The sequence below is a fragment of the Pseudomonas sp. NC02 genome, assembly GCF_002874965.1.
GTDB lineage: Bacteria > Pseudomonadota > Gammaproteobacteria > Pseudomonadales > Pseudomonadaceae > Aquipseudomonas.
On sequence record NZ_CP025624.1, the window covers coordinates 946,435 to 966,995 of the forward strand.

Below are 20,561 nucleotides of genomic sequence, written 5' to 3' on the forward strand. Positions count from 1 at the left end.
AAGCTGCATCGTTTGCGGGCGAACACTCGCCGCAAGTTTCTGTCGAAATTTTTCACACCGTTGCAAGGTAAAGTCCATGAGCGAACGTCCCGAAGAGCCAAACCAGGCCTCTGACGCCGAAAGCCTGCTACCGATCGATGAACATGTCGAAGAAGGGCACGATGCTGAAGGCCGTAAAGTCCGGCATCGTGGCATCTATCTTCTGCCCAATCTGTTCACCACTGCGAACCTGTTCGCGGGGTTCTACTCCATCATCAATTCCATGAGTGCCCAGAGTGCGTTGGCGGCCGGCGATGCGGCCGGGGCCAGCAAGTACTTTGGTTTTGCCGCGATAGCGATCTTCGTCGCCATGGTCCTTGATGGCCTGGATGGCCGGGTTGCGCGGATGACCAACACCCAGAGTGCCTTTGGCGCCGAGTATGACTCGCTGTCGGACATGGTTGCCTTCGGTGTGGCGCCGGCGTTGCTCGCATTTGCCTGGGCGCTGGGTGATATGGGCAAGGTTGGCTGGATGGTTGCCTTCATCTATGTGGCGGGCGCGGCATTGCGTCTGGCGCGCTTTAATACCCAGGTGGGGACTGCCGACAAGCGCTACTTCATTGGCTTGGCCAGTCCGGCTGCGGCGGGTGTGGTAGCCGGTATTGTCTGGGCATTCAGCGACTACGGTATCCAGGGTTCCAAGATGTCGTTCCTGGTGGCCTTGATGGTTGCGGCGGCCGGCATGCTGATGGTCAGCAATATCAAGTACAACAGCTTCAAGGAGCTGGATCTCAAAGGGCGTGTGCCGTTTGTGGCTATCCTGGCAGTGGTGCTGGTGTTTGCCGTGGTCTTCAGTGATCCGCCGCGAATCCTGCTGCTGGCTTTCCTTGTGTATGCCGCGTCCGGCCCGGTGCAGTACCTTCTGCATCTTCGTCAGCGCAAAACGTTGCCTTAATGTAATTTCCCCCATACTCCGCAGTCTATTGGTGCATCTGTCCTCCAAAGCTGCGGAGTTGCCATGTTAATCAAGTTTCCCAAAGCGTCTGATTGCCAAGAATCGGATGTCACGCCTGAATCCCTCTATTTCTCTCGCCGCAGCTTGCTCGGTGGTGCGCTTGCCGGCCTGGCTGCCAGCAGCCTGCCGCGTTGGGCCAGTGCGGATGATGCGGCACGTTATGCCGATGTCGAGCCGGGCAATGCACCTGGCTGGTTTGCCGAAAAGCTCCCGGGTACCAAATGGCAGGCGATTACCGTCAAGGACGAGGCCATCACCCCTTTCAAGGACGCAACCCACTACAACAACTTCTATGAGTTCGGTACGGATAAGGGCGACCCTGCAGCCAATGCCGGGTCTCTGAAGACTGAGCCGTGGAGTGTGGTGATAGATGGTGAGGTCGCCAAACCTGGGCGCTATGCGCTTGAAGACTTCATGAAGCCCTATCAGTTGGAAGAGCGAATCTATCGACTGCGCTGTGTAGAGGCCTGGTCGATGGTCATTCCGTGGATAGGGTTCCCTATATCGGAACTGCTCAAGCACGTCGAGCCGACCTCGAACGCCAAGTACATTCGTTTTGAAACCCTGCAGGACCCCAAGAGCATGCCGGGGCAGCGGTCCAACTTCGCCTTGATCGACTGGCCTTATGTAGAAGGGCTGCGATTGGATGAGGCGATGAATCCCCTGGCGATCCTTGCGGTGGGCATGTATGGGCGGGAGCTGCCGAACCAGAACGGCGCGCCGTTGCGGTTGGTGGTGCCGTGGAAGTACGGATTCAAGAGCGTCAAGTCGATCGTACGCATCAGCCTGGTCAGCGAGCAGCCGAAAACCACCTGGCAAAGTATTGCCGCGAGTGAGTATGGGTTTTACGCAAATGTGAATCCTACCGTCGACCATCCGCGTTGGACCCAGGCGCGGGAGCGGCGGTTGCCCAGCGGGCTGTTCAGTCCCAATGTGCGTGAGACACAAATGTTCAACGGCTACGCCGATGAAGTCGCCTCTCTTTATACGGGCCTCGATCTGCGGAAGAACTATTGATGCGCTATCCGATCTGGCGCATCGGCGTCTTTATAGCAGCGGCGGTGTGGCCGCTGTTCTGGCTGTACGAGGCCTGGAGCTTTGCGCTGGGACCTGATCCGGGCAAGGTGCTGATGGATCGGCTCGGGCTTGGCACCTTGATTCTGTTGTTAATAACCCTGGGTATGACACCGTTGCAGAAGCTCAGTGGTTGGGCGGGGTGGATCGCCGTGCGACGGCAACTGGGATTGTGGTGCTTTGCCTATGTGGTTTTGCATCTCGCTGCTTACTGCGTGTTTATCCTTGGGTTGGATTGGTCGCAGTTGGGGGTTGAGCTACGGAAGCGGCCTTACATTATTGTGGGTACGTTGGGATTCCTTTCTCTATTGGTGCTGGCAGTCACCTCCAACCGATACAGCCAGCGTCGCCTTGGTGTGCGCTGGAAGAAACTGCATCGTTTGGTTTATGTGATTCTCGGGCTTGGTTTGCTGCATATGCTGTGGATCGTGCGGGCAGATCTCAAGGAGTGGGCTATCTATGCATCTATAGGGGCGCTGCTTCTGGTCCTGCGTATACCGCCGGTGATGCGCCGAATTCCCCGTCTTATTGCTAAAAAACCATCTTCTGCAACAAAAGCGTAATTAACCCTTGACGGCAGATTCTGGAAGTCTATAATTCGCCCCACTTCCGGCGCAGTCGAAACGGAAAACTCCTTGGTAAACAAAGAGTTATGTAGGTTTCGACAGCGAGCTGCTTCAGATCATCGAAGTCCAGAAGGAGTTAGTAAGGCAGTGTTGTTTGGCCCTATTAACGTTTCGATCTTCTCGGTCGAAAGCGGAGAAAAAGAGGTGTTGACAGCAGCGTGTAACGCTGTAGAATTCGCCTCCCGCTAACGAGAGATCGGAAGCGCAAGTGGTTGAAGTTACAAAGGAAACTTTGAAAACTTCTGAAAATAATCACTTGACAGCAAATGAGGCTGCTGTAGAATGCGCGCCTCGGTTGAGACGAAAGATCTTAACCAACCGCTCTTTAACAACTGAATCAAGCAATTCGTGTGGGTGCTTGTGGAGTCAGACTGATAGTCAACAAGATTATCAGCATCACAAGTTACTCCGCGAGAAATCAAAGATGTAACCAACGATTGCTGAGCCAAGTTTAGGGTTTCTTAAAAACCCAAAGATGTTTGAACTGAAGAGTTTGATCATGGCTCAGATTGAACGCTGGCGGCAGGCCTAACACATGCAAGTCGAGCGGTAGAGAGAAGCTTGCTTCTCTTGAGAGCGGCGGACGGGTGAGTAATGCCTAGGAATCTGCCTGGTAGTGGGGGATAACGTCCGGAAACGGACGCTAATACCGCATACGTCCTACGGGAGAAAGCAGGGGACCTTCGGGCCTTGCGCTATCAGATGAGCCTAGGTCGGATTAGCTAGTTGGTGGGGTAATGGCTCACCAAGGCGACGATCCGTAACTGGTCTGAGAGGATGATCAGTCACACTGGAACTGAGACACGGTCCAGACTCCTACGGGAGGCAGCAGTGGGGAATATTGGACAATGGGCGAAAGCCTGATCCAGCCATGCCGCGTGTGTGAAGAAGGTCTTCGGATTGTAAAGCACTTTAAGTTGGGAGGAAGGGCAGTAAATTAATACTTTGCTGTTTTGACGTTACCGACAGAATAAGCACCGGCTAACTCTGTGCCAGCAGCCGCGGTAATACAGAGGGTGCAAGCGTTAATCGGAATTACTGGGCGTAAAGCGCGCGTAGGTGGTTCGTTAAGTTGGATGTGAAATCCCCGGGCTCAACCTGGGAACTGCATTCAAAACTGACGAGCTAGAGTATGGTAGAGGGTGGTGGAATTTCCTGTGTAGCGGTGAAATGCGTAGATATAGGAAGGAACACCAGTGGCGAAGGCGACCACCTGGACTGATACTGACACTGAGGTGCGAAAGCGTGGGGAGCAAACAGGATTAGATACCCTGGTAGTCCACGCCGTAAACGATGTCAACTAGCCGTTGGGAGCCTTGAGCTCTTAGTGGCGCAGCTAACGCATTAAGTTGACCGCCTGGGGAGTACGGCCGCAAGGTTAAAACTCAAATGAATTGACGGGGGCCCGCACAAGCGGTGGAGCATGTGGTTTAATTCGAAGCAACGCGAAGAACCTTACCAGGCCTTGACATCCAATGAACTTTCTAGAGATGGATTGGTGCCTTCGGGAACATTGAGACAGGTGCTGCATGGCTGTCGTCAGCTCGTGTCGTGAGATGTTGGGTTAAGTCCCGTAACGAGCGCAACCCTTGTCCTTAGTTACCAGCACGTTATGGTGGGCACTCTAAGGAGACTGCCGGTGACAAACCGGAGGAAGGTGGGGATGACGTCAAGTCATCATGGCCCTTACGGCCTGGGCTACACACGTGCTACAATGGTCGGTACAGAGGGTTGCCAAGCCGCGAGGTGGAGCTAATCCCAGAAAACCGATCGTAGTCCGGATCGCAGTCTGCAACTCGACTGCGTGAAGTCGGAATCGCTAGTAATCGCGAATCAGAATGTCGCGGTGAATACGTTCCCGGGCCTTGTACACACCGCCCGTCACACCATGGGAGTGGGTTGCACCAGAAGTAGCTAGTCTAACCTTCGGGAGGACGGTTACCACGGTGTGATTCATGACTGGGGTGAAGTCGTAACAAGGTAGCCGTAGGGGAACCTGCGGCTGGATCACCTCCTTAATCGACGACATCAGCTGCTCCATAAGTTCCCACACGAATTGCTTGATTCATTGAAGAAGACGATAAAGAAGCAGCCCGAAATTGGGTCTGTAGCTCAGTTGGTTAGAGCGCACCCCTGATAAGGGTGAGGTCGGCAGTTCGAATCTGCCCAGACCCACCAATTTTGTGTGGGAAACGCCTGTAGAAATACGGGGCCATAGCTCAGCTGGGAGAGCGCCTGCCTTGCACGCAGGAGGTCAACGGTTCGATCCCGTTTGGCTCCACCACTACTGCTTCTGTCTTGAAAGCTTAGAAATGAGCATTCCATCGATGTGATGGTGAATGTTGATTTCTAGTCTTTGATTAGATCGTTCTTTAAAAATTTGGGTATGTGATAGAAAGATAGACTGAACGTTACTTTCACTGGTAACGGATCAGGCTAAGGTAAAATTTGTAAGTAATTGCGAATTTTCGGCGAATGTCGTCTTCACAGTATAACCAGATTGCTTGGGGTTATATGGTCAAGTGAAGAAGCGCATACGGTGGATGCCTTGGCAGTCAGAGGCGATGAAAGACGTGGTAGCCTGCGAAAAGCTTCGGGGAGTCGGCAAACAGACTTTGATCCGGAGATGTCTGAATGGGGGAACCCAGCCATCATAAGATGGTTACCTTACACTGAATACATAGGTGTATGGAGCGAACCAGGGGAACTGAAACATCTAAGTACCCTGAGGAAAAGAAATCAACCGAGATTCCCTTAGTAGTGGCGAGCGAACGGGGACTAGCCCTTAAGTGGCTTTGAGATTAGCGGAACGCTCTGGAAAGTGCGGCCATAGTGGGTGATAGCCCTGTACGCGAAAATCTCTTAGTCATGAAATCGAGTAGGACGGAGCACGAGAAACTTTGTCTGAATATGGGGGGACCATCCTCCAAGGCTAAATACTACTGACTGACCGATAGTGAACTAGTACCGTGAGGGAAAGGCGAAAAGAACCCCGGAGAGGGGAGTGAAATAGATCCTGAAACCGTATGCGTACAAGCAGTGGGAGCAGACTTTGTTCTGTGACTGCGTACCTTTTGTATAATGGGTCAGCGACTTATTTTCAGTGGCGAGCTTAACCGAATAGGGGAGGCGTAGCGAAAGCGAGTCTTAATAGGGCGTCTAGTCGCTGGGAATAGACCCGAAACCGGGCGATCTATCCATGGGCAGGTTGAAGGTTGGGTAACACTAACTGGAGGACCGAACCGACTACCGTTGAAAAGTTAGCGGATGACCTGTGGATCGGAGTGAAAGGCTAATCAAGCTCGGAGATAGCTGGTTCTCCTCGAAAGCTATTTAGGTAGCGCCTCATGTATCACTGTAGGGGGTAGAGCACTGTTTCGGCTAGGGGGTCATCCCGACTTACCAAACCGATGCAAACTCCGAATACCTACAAGTGCCGAGCATGGGAGACACACGGCGGGTGCTAACGTCCGTCGTGAAAAGGGAAACAACCCAGACCGTCAGCTAAGGTCCCAAAGTTATGGTTAAGTGGGAAACGATGTGGGAAGGCTTAGACAGCTAGGAGGTTGGCTTAGAAGCAGCCACCCTTTAAAGAAAGCGTAATAGCTCACTAGTCGAGTCGGCCTGCGCGGAAGATGTAACGGGGCTCAAACCATACACCGAAGCTACGGGTATCACCTTCGGGTGATGCGGTAGAGGAGCGTTCTGTAAGCCTGTGAAGGTGAGTTGAGAAGCTTGCTGGAGGTATCAGAAGTGCGAATGCTGACATGAGTAACGATAATGGGTGTGAAAAACACCCACGCCGAAAGACCAAGGTTTCCTGCGCAACGTTAATCGACGCAGGGTTAGTCGGTCCCTAAGGCGAGGCTGAAAAGCGTAGTCGATGGAAAACAGGTTAATATTCCTGTACTTCTGGTTATTGCGATGGAGGGACGGAGAAGGCTAGGCCAGCTTGGCGTTGGTTGTCCAAGTTTAAGGTGGTAGGCTGGAATCTTAGGTAAATCCGGGATTCTAAGGCCGAGAGCTGATGACGAGTCATCTTTTAGATGACGAAGTGGTTGATGCCATGCTTCCAAGAAAAGCTTCTAAGCTTCAGGTAACCAGGAACCGTACCCCAAACCGACACAGGTGGTTGGGTAGAGAATACCAAGGCGCTTGAGAGAACTCGGGTGAAGGAACTAGGCAAAATGGCACCGTAACTTCGGGAGAAGGTGCGCCGGTGAGGGTGAAGGACTTGCTCCGTAAGCTCATGCCGGTCGAAGATACCAGGCCGCTGCGACTGTTTATTAAAAACACAGCACTCTGCAAACACGAAAGTGGACGTATAGGGTGTGACGCCTGCCCGGTGCCGGAAGGTTAATTGATGGGGTTAGCTAACGCGAAGCTCTTGATCGAAGCCCCGGTAAACGGCGGCCGTAACTATAACGGTCCTAAGGTAGCGAAATTCCTTGTCGGGTAAGTTCCGACCTGCACGAATGGCGTAACGATGGCGGCGCTGTCTCCACCCGAGACTCAGTGAAATTGAAATCGCTGTGAAGATGCAGTGTATCCGCGGCTAGACGGAAAGACCCCGTGAACCTTTACTATAGCTTTGCACTGGACTTTGAATTTGCTTGTGTAGGATAGGTGGGAGGCTTTGAAGCGTGGACGCCAGTTCGCGTGGAGCCAACCTTGAAATACCACCCTGGCAACTTTGAGGTTCTAACTCAGGTCCGTTATCCGGATCGAGGACAGTGTATGGTGGGTAGTTTGACTGGGGCGGTCTCCTCCTAAAGAGTAACGGAGGAGTACGAAGGTGCGCTCAGACCGGTCGGAAATCGGTCGTAGAGTATAAAGGCAAAAGCGCGCTTGACTGCGAGACAGACACGTCGAGCAGGTACGAAAGTAGGTCTTAGTGATCCGGTGGTTCTGTATGGAAGGGCCATCGCTCAACGGATAAAAGGTACTCCGGGGATAACAGGCTGATACCGCCCAAGAGTTCATATCGACGGCGGTGTTTGGCACCTCGATGTCGGCTCATCACATCCTGGGGCTGAAGCCGGTCCCAAGGGTATGGCTGTTCGCCATTTAAAGTGGTACGCGAGCTGGGTTTAGAACGTCGTGAGACAGTTCGGTCCCTATCTGCCGTGGACGTTTGAGATTTGAGAGGGGCTGCTCCTAGTACGAGAGGACCGGAGTGGACGAACCTCTGGTGTTCCGGTTGTCACGCCAGTGGCATTGCCGGGTAGCTATGTTCGGAATAGATAACCGCTGAAAGCATCTAAGCGGGAAACTAGCCTCAAGATGAGATCTCACTGGAACCTTGAGTTCCCTGAAGGGCCGTCGAAGACTACGACGTTGATAGGTTGGGTGTGTAAGCGCTGTGAGGCGTTGAGCTAACCAATACTAATTGCCCGTGAGGCTTGACCATATAACACCCAAGCAATTTGCGTCGAAGAGACCAAATTGCGGTGTGTGAAGACGAAACGAACCGAAAGTTCGAGATCTTGCAAAACACCGAAAGCTATCACATACCCAATTTGCTGAAGCGAGGCCAAATGGCCACGACTCAGTACCCGAATTTCTTGACGACCATAGAGCATTGGAACCACCTGATCCCATCCCGAACTCAGCAGTGAAACGATGCATCGCCGATGGTAGTGTGGGGTTTCCCCATGTGAGAGTAGGTCATCGTCAAGATTAAATTCCAGAACCCCTGATTGCTTATGCAGTCAGGGGTTTTGTTTTGGGCGGTCGGAAAGTATGGCGAGCTTGCTGGCGAAAAACTCCAACGGTAACGCGGGCTTCCTGATGCCACGCATTGGTCTAAATCCCCTCGTCCCAATCCCCTCTCGCGCGCACAAACGCTACTGAATCCCCCGACAAATTTGCACAGTTATTTCTGAACCAGAACACTAGAATAGGCACCTAATCTTTTTTAGAGTCCGAGCCCTATATGCCCGACCCGGTTGATACCCTTGAGGTGTCAGACTTACCGCTGGACGAACTGGTGGCATGCCATGAGTGCGACCTGCTGATGCGCAAGCCGGAGCTTGCCCGCGGTGAAAAGGCCCAATGCCCACGCTGCGGCTACGAGCTGTACGCTCACCGCCACAACGTCGTTGAACGAAGCCTGGCGTTAGTGATTGCCGCGCTGCTGTTGTACGTCCCCGCGAACTTTTTACCCATCATGCAGCTCAATCTACTCGGGCAGTCCTCGCAGGACACCGTGTGGACCGGCGTGGTCGGTCTGTTCGACACCGGTATGCAAGGCGTCGCCGTGGTGGTGTTCCTCTGCAGCATGGGCATTCCATTGCTCAAGCTCCTGTGCCAACTGGCGGTATTGCTGAGCATCCGCTGGAACATCGGCCGTAGCTACGGCCTGCTGTTTTATCGCATCTACCATCATCTGAAAGACTGGGGGATGCTCGAGGTCTATCTGATGGGCGTGCTGGTGGCGATCGTAAAGCTGGCTGACATGGCCACTATCACCGTAGGGCTCGGTCTGGCCTGCTTCGTCAGTCTGTTAATGGTCCAGATATTGTTGGAGGTGGTGATGTCACCTCACCAGATCTGGGAAGCGCTGTCAGGAGAGGATGCTCATGCGGGCGATTGATGCGGGCATTCTGATCTGTACCGAATGCCACGAACTAAACAAACAAGACCCGGACACCGACGAGCAAACCTGCACCCGTTGCGGCGCGCTGGTCCACGCCCGTCGTCCGAACAGCCTGACGCGCACCTGGGCGCTGCTGATCACGGCAGCCATCTTGTACATCCCGGCCAATTTGTTGCCGATCATGACCGTAAGCTCCCTGGGCCAAGGCGATCCGAGCACCATCATGTCCGGCGTGATCCAGTTGATGCAGCACGGCATGTTCCCGATCGCCGCTGTAGTGTTCATCGCCAGCATTCTGGTGCCCACCTTCAAGCTGGTGGGCATCGGCTTGTTACTGTTCTCGGTGCAGCGTCACCAGCCACTTTCCGCGCAACAACGCATTATCATGTACCGCTTTATCGAGTTCATTGGCCGCTGGTCCATGCTGGATATCTTCGTGATTGCCATCCTGGTGGCAGTCGTAAACTTTGGGCGACTTGCCAGTGTCGAGGCCAATCTCGGTGCCGTAGCGTTCGCCAGTGTGGTGATCTTGACGATGCTTGCCGCAGTAACTTTCGATCCCCGACTGATTTGGGATAACACGGAGTCGGACGACGACCATGAGTGATTTGCCTAAGGCTAAAACCCGCCCAGCTTCCAACTGGTCGGCCATTTGGGTGCTGCCCCTGATTGCCCTGATCATCGGTGGCTGGTTGGGATGGCGTGCGTACAACCAGCAAGGTATCGAGATTCAGGTACGCTTTGAAAGCGGCGAAGGCATCCAGGCCAACAAGACCGAAGTGGTCTACAAAGGCATGTCCGTGGGTAAGGTCAAGACCCTGGCCCTGGATGACGAAGGTAACAATCGCGGAGTGATTGCCACCATCGAGATGAACAAGGATGTGGAGCAATACCTCAAGACCAACACCCGCTTCTGGCTGGTAAAGCCAAGTGTCAGCCTGGCCGGGATCACCGGCCTGGAAACCCTGGTCTCGGGTAACTACATCGCCGCCAGCCCAGGCGATGGTGAGCCGACGCGCAAGTTCAAGGCCCTGTCCGAAGAACCGCCTTTATCCGACGCCAAGCCCGGCCTGCACCTGACGATCAAAGCTGATCGACTCGGCTCGCTGAACCGTGGCAGCCCGGTGTTCTACAAGCAGATCCAGGTCGGCCAGGTCAAAAGCTACCTGCTCTCCGAAGACCAGACCACCGTTGAAATCAAGGTCTACATCGAGCCGACCTACGCCAGCCTGGTGCGCAAACACACGCGTTTCTGGAACGCCAGCGGCATCAGCATCGACGCCAACCTTTCCGGCGTAAAAGTCCGCAGTGAATCCCTGGCCAGCATCGTTGCCGGCGGTATCGCCTTCGCCACGCCGGAGAACCGCAAGGACAGCCCACCGACGGACCCGAGCCTGCCGTTCCGCCTGTACGAAGACTTCGATGCAGCTGCGGCGGGCATCAAGGTCAAAGTCAAACTCACCGACTTCGAAGGCCTCCAGGCGGGCCGCACCCCGGTGATGTACAAAGGCATCCAGGTCGGCAGCCTGAAAACCCTGAAGATCGATCCGGACCTGTCCAGCGCCAATGCCGAGTTGACCCTCGACCCACTGGCCGAAGACTACCTCGTCCAGGACACCCAATTCTGGGTAGTCAAACCGTCTATCTCCCTGGCGGGCATCACCGGGCTGGAAGCGTTGGTCAAAGGTAACTACATCGCCATCCGTCCCGGCGACAAGGGCACCGCGCCACAACGGGAGTACGTCGCCCGGGCCAAGGCGCCGCCACTGGACCTGCGTTCCCCCGGCCTGCACATGGTGCTCTTCACCGACAACCTCGGTTCCCTGGATGTCGGCAGCCCGATCCTCTACAAGCAGGTCAAGGTCGGTTCCGTGCAGAGCTACCAGTTCTCCCGCAAGAACAAGCAACTGGTGATCGGCGTCCATATCGAGAAAGAATACGAAGGCCTGGTCAATGGCTCGACCCGTTTCTGGAATGCCAGCGGCGTGACCCTGACCGGTGGGCTTACCGGCGGCATCCAGGTGAAAAGCGAATCCCTGGCCAGCCTGATGGCGGGCGGTATCGCCTTCGAAACCCCGGAGCCGAATGTGCCGCTGAAAAAGCGCATCCCGCGTTTCCGTCTGTTCCCGGATCGCGAAGCCGCCAACCAGCACGGTACGTTGGTGACCATCAAGGTCGACCGCGCCGATGGCCTGCGCCCGGGTACGCCAGTGCGCTTCAAGGGCCTGGACGTAGGCAAGATCGAAAGTGTCGACCTGAGCGCCGACATGCAATCGGTGGTGCTCAGCGCGCGTATCACCCAAGTGGCCGACCGCATTGCACGGGCCGGCAGTCAGTTCTGGGTGGTCAAGCCTGAACTGGGCCTGATGAAAACGTCGAACCTGGAAACCCTGGTGACCGGCCAGTACATCGAAGTACAGCCAGCGACCAAAAGCATCGGCCCACAGAAGAGTTTCGTCGCGCTGGACAAGCCGCCAGAAGCCGTTCATCAGGAGGAGGGCCTGAGCCTGGTACTCAGCGCCGCACGCCGTGGCTCGTTGAAGGAAGGCGTTCCGGTCACTTACCGCGAAGTCACCGTAGGCAAAGTTACCGGCTACGAGCTGGGCCAGACCGCCGACCGTGTGCTGGTTCACATCCTGATCGAGCCCAAGTACGCGCCTCTGGTGCGCAGTGGCAGCCGGTTCTGGAACACCAGCGGCTTCGGGCTCGACTTCGGCTTGTTCAAGGGCGCGACTGTTCGCACGGAGTCCCTGGAGACCCTGGTCGCCGGCGGGATCGCCTTTGCCACGCCGGACGGCGAGCGTATGGGCAACGCTGCACGGCCCCAGCAGACCTTCCCGCTGTTCGACAAGTTTGAAGATGAATGGCTGACCTGGGCGCCTAAAATCCCGCTCGGCAAATAGACCGAGGCGCGGCCTTCGCGAGCAAGCCCGCTCCCACATTTGACCCAGTTCCCATTGGAGGAACCCGATTGAATGTGGGAGCGGGCTTGCTCGCGAAGAGGCCCTCAAGAACACCAAAAAAAGGCCGCGATCCAGAAGATCGCGGCCTTTTTGCATTTCAGCGCAACTGATTAAACCTCATCCAGCTCCGGCTCATCCGCCTGCACATTCACCGTCGCCTTCACCACATCGTGACGACGGATGTACTTCCAGTCCGCTTCATCAATGTAGATCCCGTTCGGCCCGCTGCCGCCTTCCAAGTCGATCGCCACCTGGGCGGAAACCTGCGGCTTCACACTCGCCAGAATCGGCACGAAGCCCAGTTGCAAGCTGGTCTCCAGCAATGCTGCCTGGTTCTTCTCATCGATGTCCGCGGCCTCATCGAGATAGTACGGCAGGCGCACACGACCGGCCTGGTCGCGGTCCATCAAGTGCAGCAACAAATACATGTTGGTCAGCGCCTTGATGGTCATGGTGGTGCCGTTGGAGGCGGCGCCATCGATGTCGGTGTGAATGATCGGCTGGCCGTTGACCTTGGTGATCTCGAACGCCAGTTCGAACAAGTCCTTGAGGCCCAACTGGTTATGGTTGGCCGCTACCAGGCGCGCCAGGTATTCCTTGGCCTCCTCGTTTTTGTTGTCCTGTTCGGCGCTCTGGCTCAGATCGAACACCGAGAGGGTTTCGCCTTCTTCATACTGGCCGGCACTGTGGATGATCTGGTCGATATGCTTGAGGGCTTCCTTGTTCGGCGCGAGCACGATGCGGAAGCTCTGCAGGTTGGACACCTGGCGCTTGTTGATCTCGCGGTTGAACAACGCCAACTGGTGCTCAAGGCTGTCGTAGTCGCTGCGGATATTGCGCAAGGTGCGTGCGATATCGGTGACGGCCGCACGCCGGGCCTTGCCCAGGGTCAGCGCTTCATCGGTACGGTGCGCGTAAGCGTTGATCAACAGATGCAGGCGGCGCTCCATATCGTCTTCACTGTCGAACTTGGCCACGCCCTTGAGGCGCACCTGTGCGTACAGCGCGTCGATCTGGCCATCAGCGCGCAGCAGGCCTTGCCAGCTGTCCTGGTAGTCATTGAGCAGCGGCAGCAGGTTGTCCATGGAATCGTCGACCGGGTCCATGAACGGCGTACCAAACGGCAAGTCTGCCGGCAGCAACTGGCGACGACGCAACGCGTCATCCAGGGTGCGCTGCTTGGCTTCCATATCACCAATCTGCCTGCCTACCAATTGCAGCTTGGCCGACAGTTGCTGGACGCGCTCGGTAAACGCATCGCTGGAGCGTTTCAATTCGTCCTGGGCCGCTTCCATCTGCGCCAGGCTTTCCAGCTTCTCGCCTTCCTCGGCGCTCAGGGTTTGTGCACGGCGGAAATCTTCCAGCGCCTTCTGCGCGTCCAGTACCTGTTGGTACAGCGCTTCAGTCTGGGTCTTGCTCGCCGCGCGGTCGGCCGCCACGGCTTGCTGGGTTTTCAGTTGCTTGAGTTCTTTTTCCAGACGCTCTTTCTGGTCGCGCAACGCGGCGCGGTCAGCCAGTGCCTGCAACGCTGGTGGTTCAATGTGCGAGATGTCGATGGCCAGCCCCGGCACTTCAAAACGCTCGCCCTTGAAGCCATCAAGGATCTGCTCCAGGGATTTCACCCACAGGCCGTCCTCGTCCAGCGTGATGCCATGCTCACCCAGCGGCAAGCTGAACAGCGAACTGTTGAACAGGCGCATCAGACGCTCGACATCCTGCTGCGAGAATTCTTCCCGCAGCTTGGCGTAGCTGTTGTTGTCGGCGTGATCGAGTTGCTGCTTCACCGACTTCAGGCGTTTTTCCAGGTCCCGCAGACGTTCGTCCAGATCCTCGGCGCTGAACTGACGCGACTGCGCCAAGGCCCCGGCCAGTTCATCGTGAGCATCCTTGGCGGCCAGCAGTTGCTGCTCCAGCACCTTGACGTCATCCACCAGCGCGAAGCGGTGCTTGAGCACCGACAGCTCACCCAGCCAGCGCTGAATCCCGCTGATTTCCCGCTCCAGGCGCATCAGCTCCTGAGTGCCGCCGCGCTGGTCGTTCTGCAGCGAATCCTGCTCGTTGCGGTAATGCTCGGCCTGGATCGTCAGTTCTTCCTTGCGCGCACTGGCGTAGTCCGACCAGGTGCCCAGCAACGAATCCAGCAGCGGTGACAGGCGATGCAGCTTGCCCCGCAGAATGTCCCGCTGCTTCACGCCGTTGGCCAAGGCTTCTACCAGAGGGCCGGCAGCCACCAGCGAGTTGTAGTCCTGCTCCATGCGTCGTACATCGCGGAAGGCTTCTTCGCACGCCGCGATGTAATCGACACTGCCGGAACGCAGGCTGTGTTCGAACGCATCCAGAAACAGCTGCTTCAACTTGGCCGCGGTGATTTCCCGCATGTGCAGCAAATTGATAAACAGCGCGCGGAAGGTCTTCAGGCTCTGCTCGCTGGTGGAGCGCAGCGGAATCAGGGTCAGGTCCAGCGGGATCGACGTATGGCCGCCCACCAGCAAACGCCGCAGCTCATCGGGCTTGAGCTCATAGGCTTTCAGGCCTTCGCGCTCAAGGTTGGTGAACAGCTCTTTCTGGCGCAGGCAGGTGTCGTTCTTCTGGTAGTGCGCCAGGTCCAGCTTGCCGGCGTAGGCAAAGAACTGGTGACCGAAACCACCGCCCGGGCCGCGACCGACCACGCCGATCACGTGCGGGCCATGGGGAAGCGAGACTTCCACGAGGATGTAGCTGGTGTCGGTGGCAAAGTAGAAACGCCGGGATTGCTCCAGGGTGTACTTGCCGAAACTCATGTCCGACATGCGCGCCAGAATCGGGAACTGCAAGGCGTTGATCGACGCCGATTTGCCAAGGTTGTTCGCGCCGTATACCGACAGCGGTTCTTCCAGCGGGAACAGGCCCAGGCTGTAACCGGCGGTGTTCAAAAGGGCGAAGCGGCGAATGCCGTAGCGTTCCTTGCTCATGCGTCGGTCTCCTGTTCTTCGGCAATGGCGCGGGCCAGGGCGTCTTCTTCGCTTTCTTCTGCAAAGTCACTCAAGTCCAGCGGGTCATCGGTCTTCAGCAGTTTTTCATCGCTGTCTTCGTCGATGATCACCGGGGCCGGCAACGGCAATACGCTGTGGATGCTCGCGGCCAGGTCGCGGTCTTGCTGGACCGAGAGGCACACATCGAGGAAGCGGTGCATCGGCGGCAGGAAGCGGTAGATGCCGTTCTCTTCACCGGCAAAACCCAGCTGGGTCATGCGGCGCATGATTTTTTCTTCCAGTTCCTCGACGGTCTGCACTTCGGCCTGGATAAACAGGTCGCGGTACTTTTCCAGCAACGACGGCAGTTCGTCACGGCCCAGGCTGCCACCGTCGAGCACGGCGATCGGGTCGCGGCCCTGGTCGGCCAGGTGCTCGACGATGATGAAGGTGAACAACGCCAGGCGCTGGGCGGTCTTGTTGACCTGCGCGGCGGCCACGGCCGAGTCCGGCACGAAGTAGTAGAAACCCCGCGTGTCGCACACCAACTCAAAGCCCAGGGCCTTGAACAACGTGCGGTACTGGTCCTGGAAGTTCGACAGTTGGGCGTACAGCTCCGGGTCGCGGCGGCTGACGTGGTAACCCTTGAACAGCTCGCGAAAGATCGGCGCCAGCTGGGACAGTTCGGATAGATCAAGATGCATGAGGGGTGCTCGCAGAATTCCCGGCCGTATCAATACTGGCTGGAAGCAGGGCGAATGAGCGCAGGCTGACCTGGTGCTCGTGAGTGTGGTAATCCCGTCGTTCCAGACGTTCACGCTTGAAGCGTTTTTCCCGCGACAGGCGTGAGAACCAGTACAGCAACTCGTCGGTTGCGCCGTCCGGTTCCTGCTCCAGCAGCCAGGTCATCAGGTCCGGCATCGGCAGCGCGTCTTCACAGCGCTCGAGCATTTCCTTGACCGTGCGCGGTGCGCGAGGGGCTTCGCCCTTGTGGGATTTGTGCGCCTTGGGGAAACGCGCCGGCTTCGGTTCGAAGTTGGCCAGGGCGTACACGTAGGCTTCGACCTGGCTGGCACTGCCGAGAAATGTGCTTTGCGGCCGGGTGAACATCGGCATCGCCGCTTGCGGCACCGCGTCCAGGCCCTTGCGGCGAATCGCCGACAAGGCCAGCGCCGCGCCCCGGGTCACGGCGTTGTGCCGGCGTGCTTCTTCCCGCAACGGCAGCAGCAGTTCCCGGGCGTGACGCAAGGTCAGTTGGGCGCTGGTCTGCATTTCGAGGATGCGCGCGTGGGTGCGCAGCAGCATGTCGTCGTCCACCAGGTGGCCGAGGCGCTGCTGCTCGGTGAGCATGCGCAACAGTACGTTTTCCACCTTGCGCACGCCTTGTTCGAAGGCGCCGTCGGCGTTCACCAGTTGAATCATCGGCTCGACGTATTCGTCCCAGGTCGCCAGTACTTCGGCGTAGCGCTGGCGCAACGGGATCTGCCGGTCGCTGGTCTTGGCGCGATCGGCCACGGCAGCGAGGGCCTGTTCGTCGTTGGCGAGTTTTTTCAGCACGTCGCGCACGCGCATGTCCAGCAGGCGCAATTGGCGCGCCAGGTCATGGCCGTCGCGGATGTCGAAGGCGTCCTGGATATAACCCGCCAGGCGCTCAAGGTGGCGCAGGTAGGCTTCGATTTCCAGGCACAGGCCTAGCCGGTGCTCCTTGCGAAGATACGCCAGGAAGTCGTGGATCTGTGCGTTGAGCTCGAAACGGTTCGGGCTCTTGGCGACAGGCACCAGGATATCCAGGCGAATCCACACGTCCAGCAGGCTGGTGATGTCCTGTGGCGTGCTGTCCAGTTGTTGGGCGGCCAGCTGGGCGCGCAGTTCGCTGAGGCTCAGGGTGCCTTGGTCGAAGTGTTCGCACAGTGGCTCAAGCAGGGCCCAGTGTTCGGCGAGGGCGCGCAAGACGCGCTTGGGTTCGATCATCGGAATGGCCGGCTGGTTAGCGATTAAAAGCAGCGATTGTACTGCATCGGTGCCGGGATTTATCCACAGCCGGTCGTGAGGCGCTCACCGGAGCGATCAACTGCGGGCGATCTTCGTCGAAGGGCGGTAGAATCCCTGTTCTTTAGTTATCCACAAGTGGCCGACCTTTGCTTATCGAGTCCCGACGTCGCGCTTACTTGACCGCCATGCAGGTGGTCAACTGGCTGCCGCGCACTGAATTACCGTTCGCCGCCCCTTCGCGGCCCGAGCTGTTGGAGGCCCCGGAACCGTTCGAGGCTTTCGAGCCTTCGGGTGAGGAGGCGGCTGCGCCGGTGCCGCTGGTCAAGCCCGTGGCAGAAACCCCGGTGGTCCGGCCAAAGGTCGAAGTGCCGCGCCCGTCGCCGGTGGCCAAGCCGGTCGTCGCCGAAGAGGCGCCTGCCGTGGTCAAGGCTCCGGTCGTACCGCCGCCACGCTTTGCCCTGCAACTGCTGCGGGCCGGGCGATGCCTGCTGCTGGTGGAGTTACCCACAGGCGAGCGCTTCCAGGCCCGCGACCCGGCCTATCTGCTGCTCAAGGACATGTTGCGCGCCGCCGGCCTGCCCGACAGTCCGCAAATCGTTGGCGAGCCGGTGCGCTGGCCGCTGCTGGCCCGGGGCACCATGGACCAGGGCCCGGAAGCTGCACGGGATTTTGTGCAAGGTTTTGTCTCGGCGCGCCTGGAAGACGAACCCTGCGTGTGCCTGTGGCTGATCGGCCTGCCCGCCGTGCGTTTTGCCGGCGAAGCGAATGCCGAGGCCTGGTACCGCGAACTGCAGGTCGAAGGCCTGGGCTCCGTCTGGGCCCTGCCGGGCCTGGAACTATTAATGGAAGAGCCACAGCGTAAGGCTGATGTCTGGCAAGCCATGCGCCGGCTGATGGCGCGCTGGAAAAGTACCGATGAGTGAAGCTTTATCCTTCCGCCCGATGACCGAGGCGGACCTCGACGCTGTACTGAAGATCGAATACGCAGCGTTCAGCCACCCCTGGACCCGCGGGATTTTTCTCGACGGGCTGGGCAAGTACCAGATCTGGCTGATGTTCGAAGGTGAGCAGCAGGTGGGCCACGGGGTGGTGCAGATCATCCTCGATGAAGCGCATTTGCTGAACATCACCGTCAAGCCGGAAAACCAGGGCCGTGGCCTGGGCTTGAGCTTGCTGGAGCACCTGATGTCCCGGGCCTACGAGGCCAAGGCGCGGGAATGTTTCCTGGAAGTGCGCGACAGCAACACCGGCGCGTTCCGGCTGTACGAGCGTTATGGTTTCAACGAAATTGGCCGTCGGCGGGATTATTACCCCGCCGTCGGTGGCCGCGAAGATGCGGTGGTGATGGCCTGCACCCTGGTCGACTAAACACAGGGCCCAATGTGGGAGCGGGCTTGGTGGGAGCGGGCTTGCTCGCGAAGGCGATGGTCCAGTCGCCAGATGTAATGACTGACACACCGCCTTCGCGAGCAAGCCCGCTCCCACATTCAGTTCGGCAGGGTGTCAGCGGTTGCCGTCTACTGGATCGACATCGGCCAACTCGGCCTCATCCAGGCCATTGCCGCCGCCGATCTCGTCTTCATCGACGATACTCAAATCGTAATCCGCCGGATGGTCTTCACCTGCTTCCTGCGCATCCCGCGCACCATCCTCATGGATCAGCGTTTCCGGGCTCATGTCATCATCGGTTGAATCATGATCGTCAGTGGAAGCACCGGTCATCCCGGCTTCGCGCACCCGTTCGTCGGGCATCAGGTGCTCACGCTCCCGAGGCGGAATTTCGTCGCCGATTTCCGCAGTCGGCTCCTCCTTGTCAAAATCCAGCTCGCGCATTTCGCCCATGCGATCTTCGTTGTCATCAATCGGTTCCGGCTGTGTAGCGCCGTAGGGACGTCGTGATTCAGTCATGGCGATTCCTCATACTGTGGGGCTTATAGTGTGTGGACAGGCATGGCTCCCCAAGATTCAAGAAATTGCCGCCGGCTATCTTTATTGTTGGCGTGACCCGGACGGGCGGTCGAGTGTCAAAACTGCGCATCATTCCTGAGGCTTTCCCTGATGAACGAACTACAAGACTTGCTTGATAACAACGAACGCTGGGCGGATGCGATCAAACAGGAAGATCCCGAATTCTTCGCCAAGCTCGCCCGCCAGCAAACCCCGGAATACCTGTGGATCGGCTGTTCCGACGCCCGCGTGCCGGCCAACGAGATCGTCGGCATGCTGCCTGGCGACCTGTTTGTGCACCGCAACGTGGCCAACGTGGTATTGCACACCGACCTCAATTGCCTGTCGGTGATCCAGTACGCAGTCGACGTGCTCAAGGTCAAACACATCCTGGTGACCGGCCACTATGGCTGCGGTGGCGTACGCGCCTCGATGCAGGACAACCAGTTGGGCCTGATCGACGGCTGGCTGCGCACCATCCGTGACCTGTACTACGAAAACCGCGACGTGCTGGCCCAGTTGCCCACGGAAGAGGAACGCGTAGACCGCCTGTGCGAACTGAACGTGATCCAGCAGGTGGCCAACGTCGGCCACACCAGCATCGTGCAGAACGCTTGGCACCGCGGGCAGAGCCTGTCGGTTCATGGCTGCATTTACGGGATCAAGGACGGCCGCTGGAAAAGCCTGAACACCACCATCAGTGGCTTCGAGCAACTGCCGCCGCAATACCGCCTGCGCCCGCTGGGTGCGGTCTAAGGGCTTTTGCGTTCGCGCCACTGCTCCATGAATTGCTGACCCTCGGGATTCAACGGCTCCTTCATGCCGGTGATCCAGCCCCGGCAGTTGAGCTCGCCGCACTGGCAGCGAAACTGTCGGAACAATACGTCCTCGGTGTGGGCGTAATCCATGGTCAGCAGGGCACCAGCGGGAATGGGCTGAACGGACCACAGTTCCAGGTATGTCATGTCGAGAAACGCGTTCGGGTTGCACGAGTGCGAAAGCAGGCCGCTGAACCACGGGTCGTACAAGTGGATACGCGAGGACATCTGCACCGTATGCAGGCGCCGCTCATTCAATGCGTAGCCGGACACCCTGGCGATGCACAGGCGGCTGTCAAAGGCGACGCGGGTCTTGATTCCGTCGCCTGAACCGTCTCGGGTACGCACCACTTCATAGTCGCGAGCGCGGGGGTAGCCGTGTTCGGCGAGGGCGGTCGCGAACGGGTAAAGACACTTGCTCACAGCGGTTTTAGCCTTGTCCATGGCTTGAGTTTTCATGACTCTCCAGGAGGGGCTGCATCGACCTGCCGGTGGTGTCTTGACTGCCAGTCTTGCAGCGGATGGGCGCGGCTCAAGACTCGCTTAAGTGGGAACCAATTTCTACTGTCAAATCTGACAGTAGAAATTGGCTATCTTT

The 20,561-nt window shown here is 57.6% G+C and carries 14 protein-coding genes, 2 tRNA genes and 3 rRNA genes; 14 read left to right on the forward strand and 5 right to left on the reverse strand.

What is annotated here, in order from left to right:
• Positions 1-76 precede the first annotated feature (76 nt).
• The 11 genes from pssA (at position 77) to C0058_RS04280 (ending at position 12,195) form a co-directional block, all read left to right on the forward strand.
• Positions 77-934: a CDP-diacylglycerol--serine O-phosphatidyltransferase gene (pssA, locus tag C0058_RS04225; protein WP_003212123.1), complete on the forward strand. Its 858-nt coding sequence runs from the start codon at positions 77-79 to the stop codon at positions 932-934.
• Between the two features lie 63 nt (positions 935-997).
• Complete coding sequence (gene msrP / locus C0058_RS04230) at positions 998-2,011, forward strand: protein-methionine-sulfoxide reductase catalytic subunit MsrP (RefSeq protein WP_003212121.1); 1,014 nt, start codon at positions 998-1,000, stop codon at positions 2,009-2,011.
• The gene (gene msrQ, locus C0058_RS04235; RefSeq protein ID WP_102368092.1) at positions 2,011-2,631 is read left to right on the forward strand and encodes a protein-methionine-sulfoxide reductase heme-binding subunit MsrQ; all 621 of its coding nucleotides are present in this window, start codon (positions 2,011-2,013) and stop codon (positions 2,629-2,631) included. The genes msrP and msrQ overlap by 1 nt, the downstream gene beginning before the upstream one ends.
• 544 nt (positions 2,632-3,175) lie before the next feature.
• Positions 3,176-4,712 (forward strand): 16S ribosomal RNA (locus tag C0058_RS04245).
• Between the two features lie 83 nt (positions 4,713-4,795).
• Positions 4,796-4,872 (forward strand) — tRNA-Ile (locus C0058_RS04250).
• A gap of 30 nt (positions 4,873-4,902) precedes the next feature.
• Positions 4,903-4,978, forward strand: a tRNA-Ala gene (locus C0058_RS04255).
• Between the two features lie 232 nt (positions 4,979-5,210).
• A 23S ribosomal RNA gene (locus C0058_RS04260) occupies positions 5,211-8,104 on the forward strand.
• Between the two features lie 153 nt (positions 8,105-8,257).
• A 5S ribosomal RNA gene (gene rrf, locus C0058_RS04265) occupies positions 8,258-8,373 on the forward strand.
• Together the 16S, 23S and 5S rRNA genes with 2 tRNA genes alongside form the textbook arrangement of a ribosomal RNA operon.
• A gap of 256 nt (positions 8,374-8,629) precedes the next feature.
• The gene (locus C0058_RS04270; protein ID WP_017478595.1) at positions 8,630-9,289 is read left to right on the forward strand and encodes a paraquat-inducible protein A; all 660 of its coding nucleotides are present in this window, start codon (positions 8,630-8,632) and stop codon (positions 9,287-9,289) included.
• The gene (locus tag C0058_RS04275) at positions 9,276-9,899 is read left to right on the forward strand and encodes a paraquat-inducible protein A (RefSeq protein ID WP_003214366.1); all 624 of its coding nucleotides are present in this window, start codon (positions 9,276-9,278) and stop codon (positions 9,897-9,899) included. Before C0058_RS04270 ends, C0058_RS04275 begins: the two co-directional genes overlap by 14 nt.
• Positions 9,892-12,195 (forward strand): PqiB family protein, encoded by a 2,304-nt coding sequence (locus tag C0058_RS04280; protein WP_102368093.1) that lies wholly within the window; start codon positions 9,892-9,894, stop codon positions 12,193-12,195. Before C0058_RS04275 ends, C0058_RS04280 begins: the two co-directional genes overlap by 8 nt.
• Positions 12,196-12,365: 170 nt before the next feature.
• Here the strand turns inward: C0058_RS04280 and mksF are convergent, their stop codons facing one another.
• The 3 genes from mksF to mksB are packed head-to-tail and all read right to left on the reverse strand — an operon-like array spanning position 12,366 to position 17,177.
• Positions 12,366-15,206, reverse strand: a complete 2,841-nt coding sequence (mksF, locus tag C0058_RS04285; RefSeq protein ID WP_008437530.1) for an Mks condensin complex protein MksF — start codon at positions 15,204-15,206, stop codon at positions 12,366-12,368.
• The gene (gene mksE / locus C0058_RS04290; RefSeq protein WP_003214375.1) at positions 15,203-15,910 is read right to left on the reverse strand and encodes an Mks condensin complex protein MksE; all 708 of its coding nucleotides are present in this window, start codon (positions 15,908-15,910) and stop codon (positions 15,203-15,205) included. The genes mksF and mksE overlap by 4 nt, the downstream gene beginning before the upstream one ends.
• The gene (gene mksB / locus C0058_RS04295) at positions 15,900-17,177 is read right to left on the reverse strand and encodes an Mks condensin complex protein MksB (protein WP_003214377.1); all 1,278 of its coding nucleotides are present in this window, start codon (positions 17,175-17,177) and stop codon (positions 15,900-15,902) included. The genes mksE and mksB overlap by 11 nt, the downstream gene beginning before the upstream one ends.
• A 206-nt stretch (positions 17,178-17,383) precedes the next feature.
• On the opposite strand from mksB, the gene C0058_RS04300 reads away from it, so the two are divergent.
• Together C0058_RS04300 and rimI are read left to right on the forward strand one after the other, a co-directional pair.
• Positions 17,384-18,121: a hypothetical protein gene (locus C0058_RS04300; RefSeq protein WP_003214379.1), complete on the forward strand. Its 738-nt coding sequence runs from the start codon at positions 17,384-17,386 to the stop codon at positions 18,119-18,121.
• The gene (gene rimI / locus C0058_RS04305) at positions 18,114-18,566 is read left to right on the forward strand and encodes a ribosomal protein S18-alanine N-acetyltransferase (RefSeq protein WP_003214382.1); all 453 of its coding nucleotides are present in this window, start codon (positions 18,114-18,116) and stop codon (positions 18,564-18,566) included. The genes C0058_RS04300 and rimI overlap by 8 nt, the downstream gene beginning before the upstream one ends.
• Before the next feature lie 135 nt (positions 18,567-18,701).
• Here rimI and C0058_RS04310 read toward each other — a convergent pair whose 3' ends face one another.
• A complete protein-coding gene (locus tag C0058_RS04310; RefSeq protein WP_102368094.1) occupies positions 18,702-19,106 on the reverse strand; it encodes a serine kinase/phosphatase in 405 nt (134 codons plus the stop codon).
• Between the two features lie 150 nt (positions 19,107-19,256).
• Here C0058_RS04310 and can point away from each other — a divergent pair, with 150 nt between their 5' ends.
• On the forward strand, positions 19,257-19,901 hold the full coding sequence (gene can, locus C0058_RS04315; protein ID WP_003214385.1) for a carbonate dehydratase: 645 nt from the start codon (positions 19,257-19,259) through the stop codon (positions 19,899-19,901).
• Here the strand turns inward: can and C0058_RS04320 are convergent.
• Positions 19,898-20,422: a hypothetical protein gene (locus tag C0058_RS04320; RefSeq protein WP_003214386.1), complete on the reverse strand. Its 525-nt coding sequence runs from the start codon at positions 20,420-20,422 to the stop codon at positions 19,898-19,900. The genes can and C0058_RS04320 overlap by 4 nt on opposite strands.
• Between the last annotated feature and the right edge of the window lie 139 nt (positions 20,423-20,561).

Excerpts from the sequence above, each read along its gene's own strand:
- pssA (WP_003212123.1), top strand. The coding sequence starts at position 77 with ATGAGCGAACGTCCCGAAGAGCCAAACCAGGCCTCTGACGCCGAAAGC.
- msrP (WP_003212121.1), top strand. The coding sequence starts at position 998 with ATGTTAATCAAGTTTCCCAAAGCGTCTGATTGCCAAGAATCGGATGTC.
- msrQ (WP_102368092.1), top strand. The coding sequence starts at position 2,011 with ATGCGCTATCCGATCTGGCGCATCGGCGTCTTTATAGCAGCGGCGGTG.
- C0058_RS04270 (WP_017478595.1), top strand. The coding sequence starts at position 8,630 with ATGCCCGACCCGGTTGATACCCTTGAGGTGTCAGACTTACCGCTGGAC.
- C0058_RS04275 (WP_003214366.1), top strand. The coding sequence starts at position 9,276 with ATGCGGGCGATTGATGCGGGCATTCTGATCTGTACCGAATGCCACGAA.
- C0058_RS04280 (WP_102368093.1), top strand. The coding sequence starts at position 9,892 with ATGAGTGATTTGCCTAAGGCTAAAACCCGCCCAGCTTCCAACTGGTCG.
- mksF (WP_008437530.1), bottom strand. The coding sequence starts at position 15,206 with ATGAGCAAGGAACGCTACGGCATTCGCCGCTTCGCCCTTTTGAACACC.
- mksE (WP_003214375.1), bottom strand. The coding sequence starts at position 15,910 with ATGCATCTTGATCTATCCGAACTGTCCCAGCTGGCGCCGATCTTTCGC.
- mksB (WP_003214377.1), bottom strand. The coding sequence starts at position 17,177 with ATGATCGAACCCAAGCGCGTCTTGCGCGCCCTCGCCGAACACTGGGCC.
- C0058_RS04300 (WP_003214379.1), top strand. The coding sequence starts at position 17,384 with ATGCAGGTGGTCAACTGGCTGCCGCGCACTGAATTACCGTTCGCCGCC.
- rimI (WP_003214382.1), top strand. The coding sequence starts at position 18,114 with ATGAGTGAAGCTTTATCCTTCCGCCCGATGACCGAGGCGGACCTCGAC.
- C0058_RS04310 (WP_102368094.1), bottom strand. The coding sequence starts at position 19,106 with ATGACTGAATCACGACGTCCCTACGGCGCTACACAGCCGGAACCGATT.
- can (WP_003214385.1), top strand. The coding sequence starts at position 19,257 with ATGAACGAACTACAAGACTTGCTTGATAACAACGAACGCTGGGCGGAT.
- C0058_RS04320 (WP_003214386.1), bottom strand. The coding sequence starts at position 20,422 with ATGAAAACTCAAGCCATGGACAAGGCTAAAACCGCTGTGAGCAAGTGT.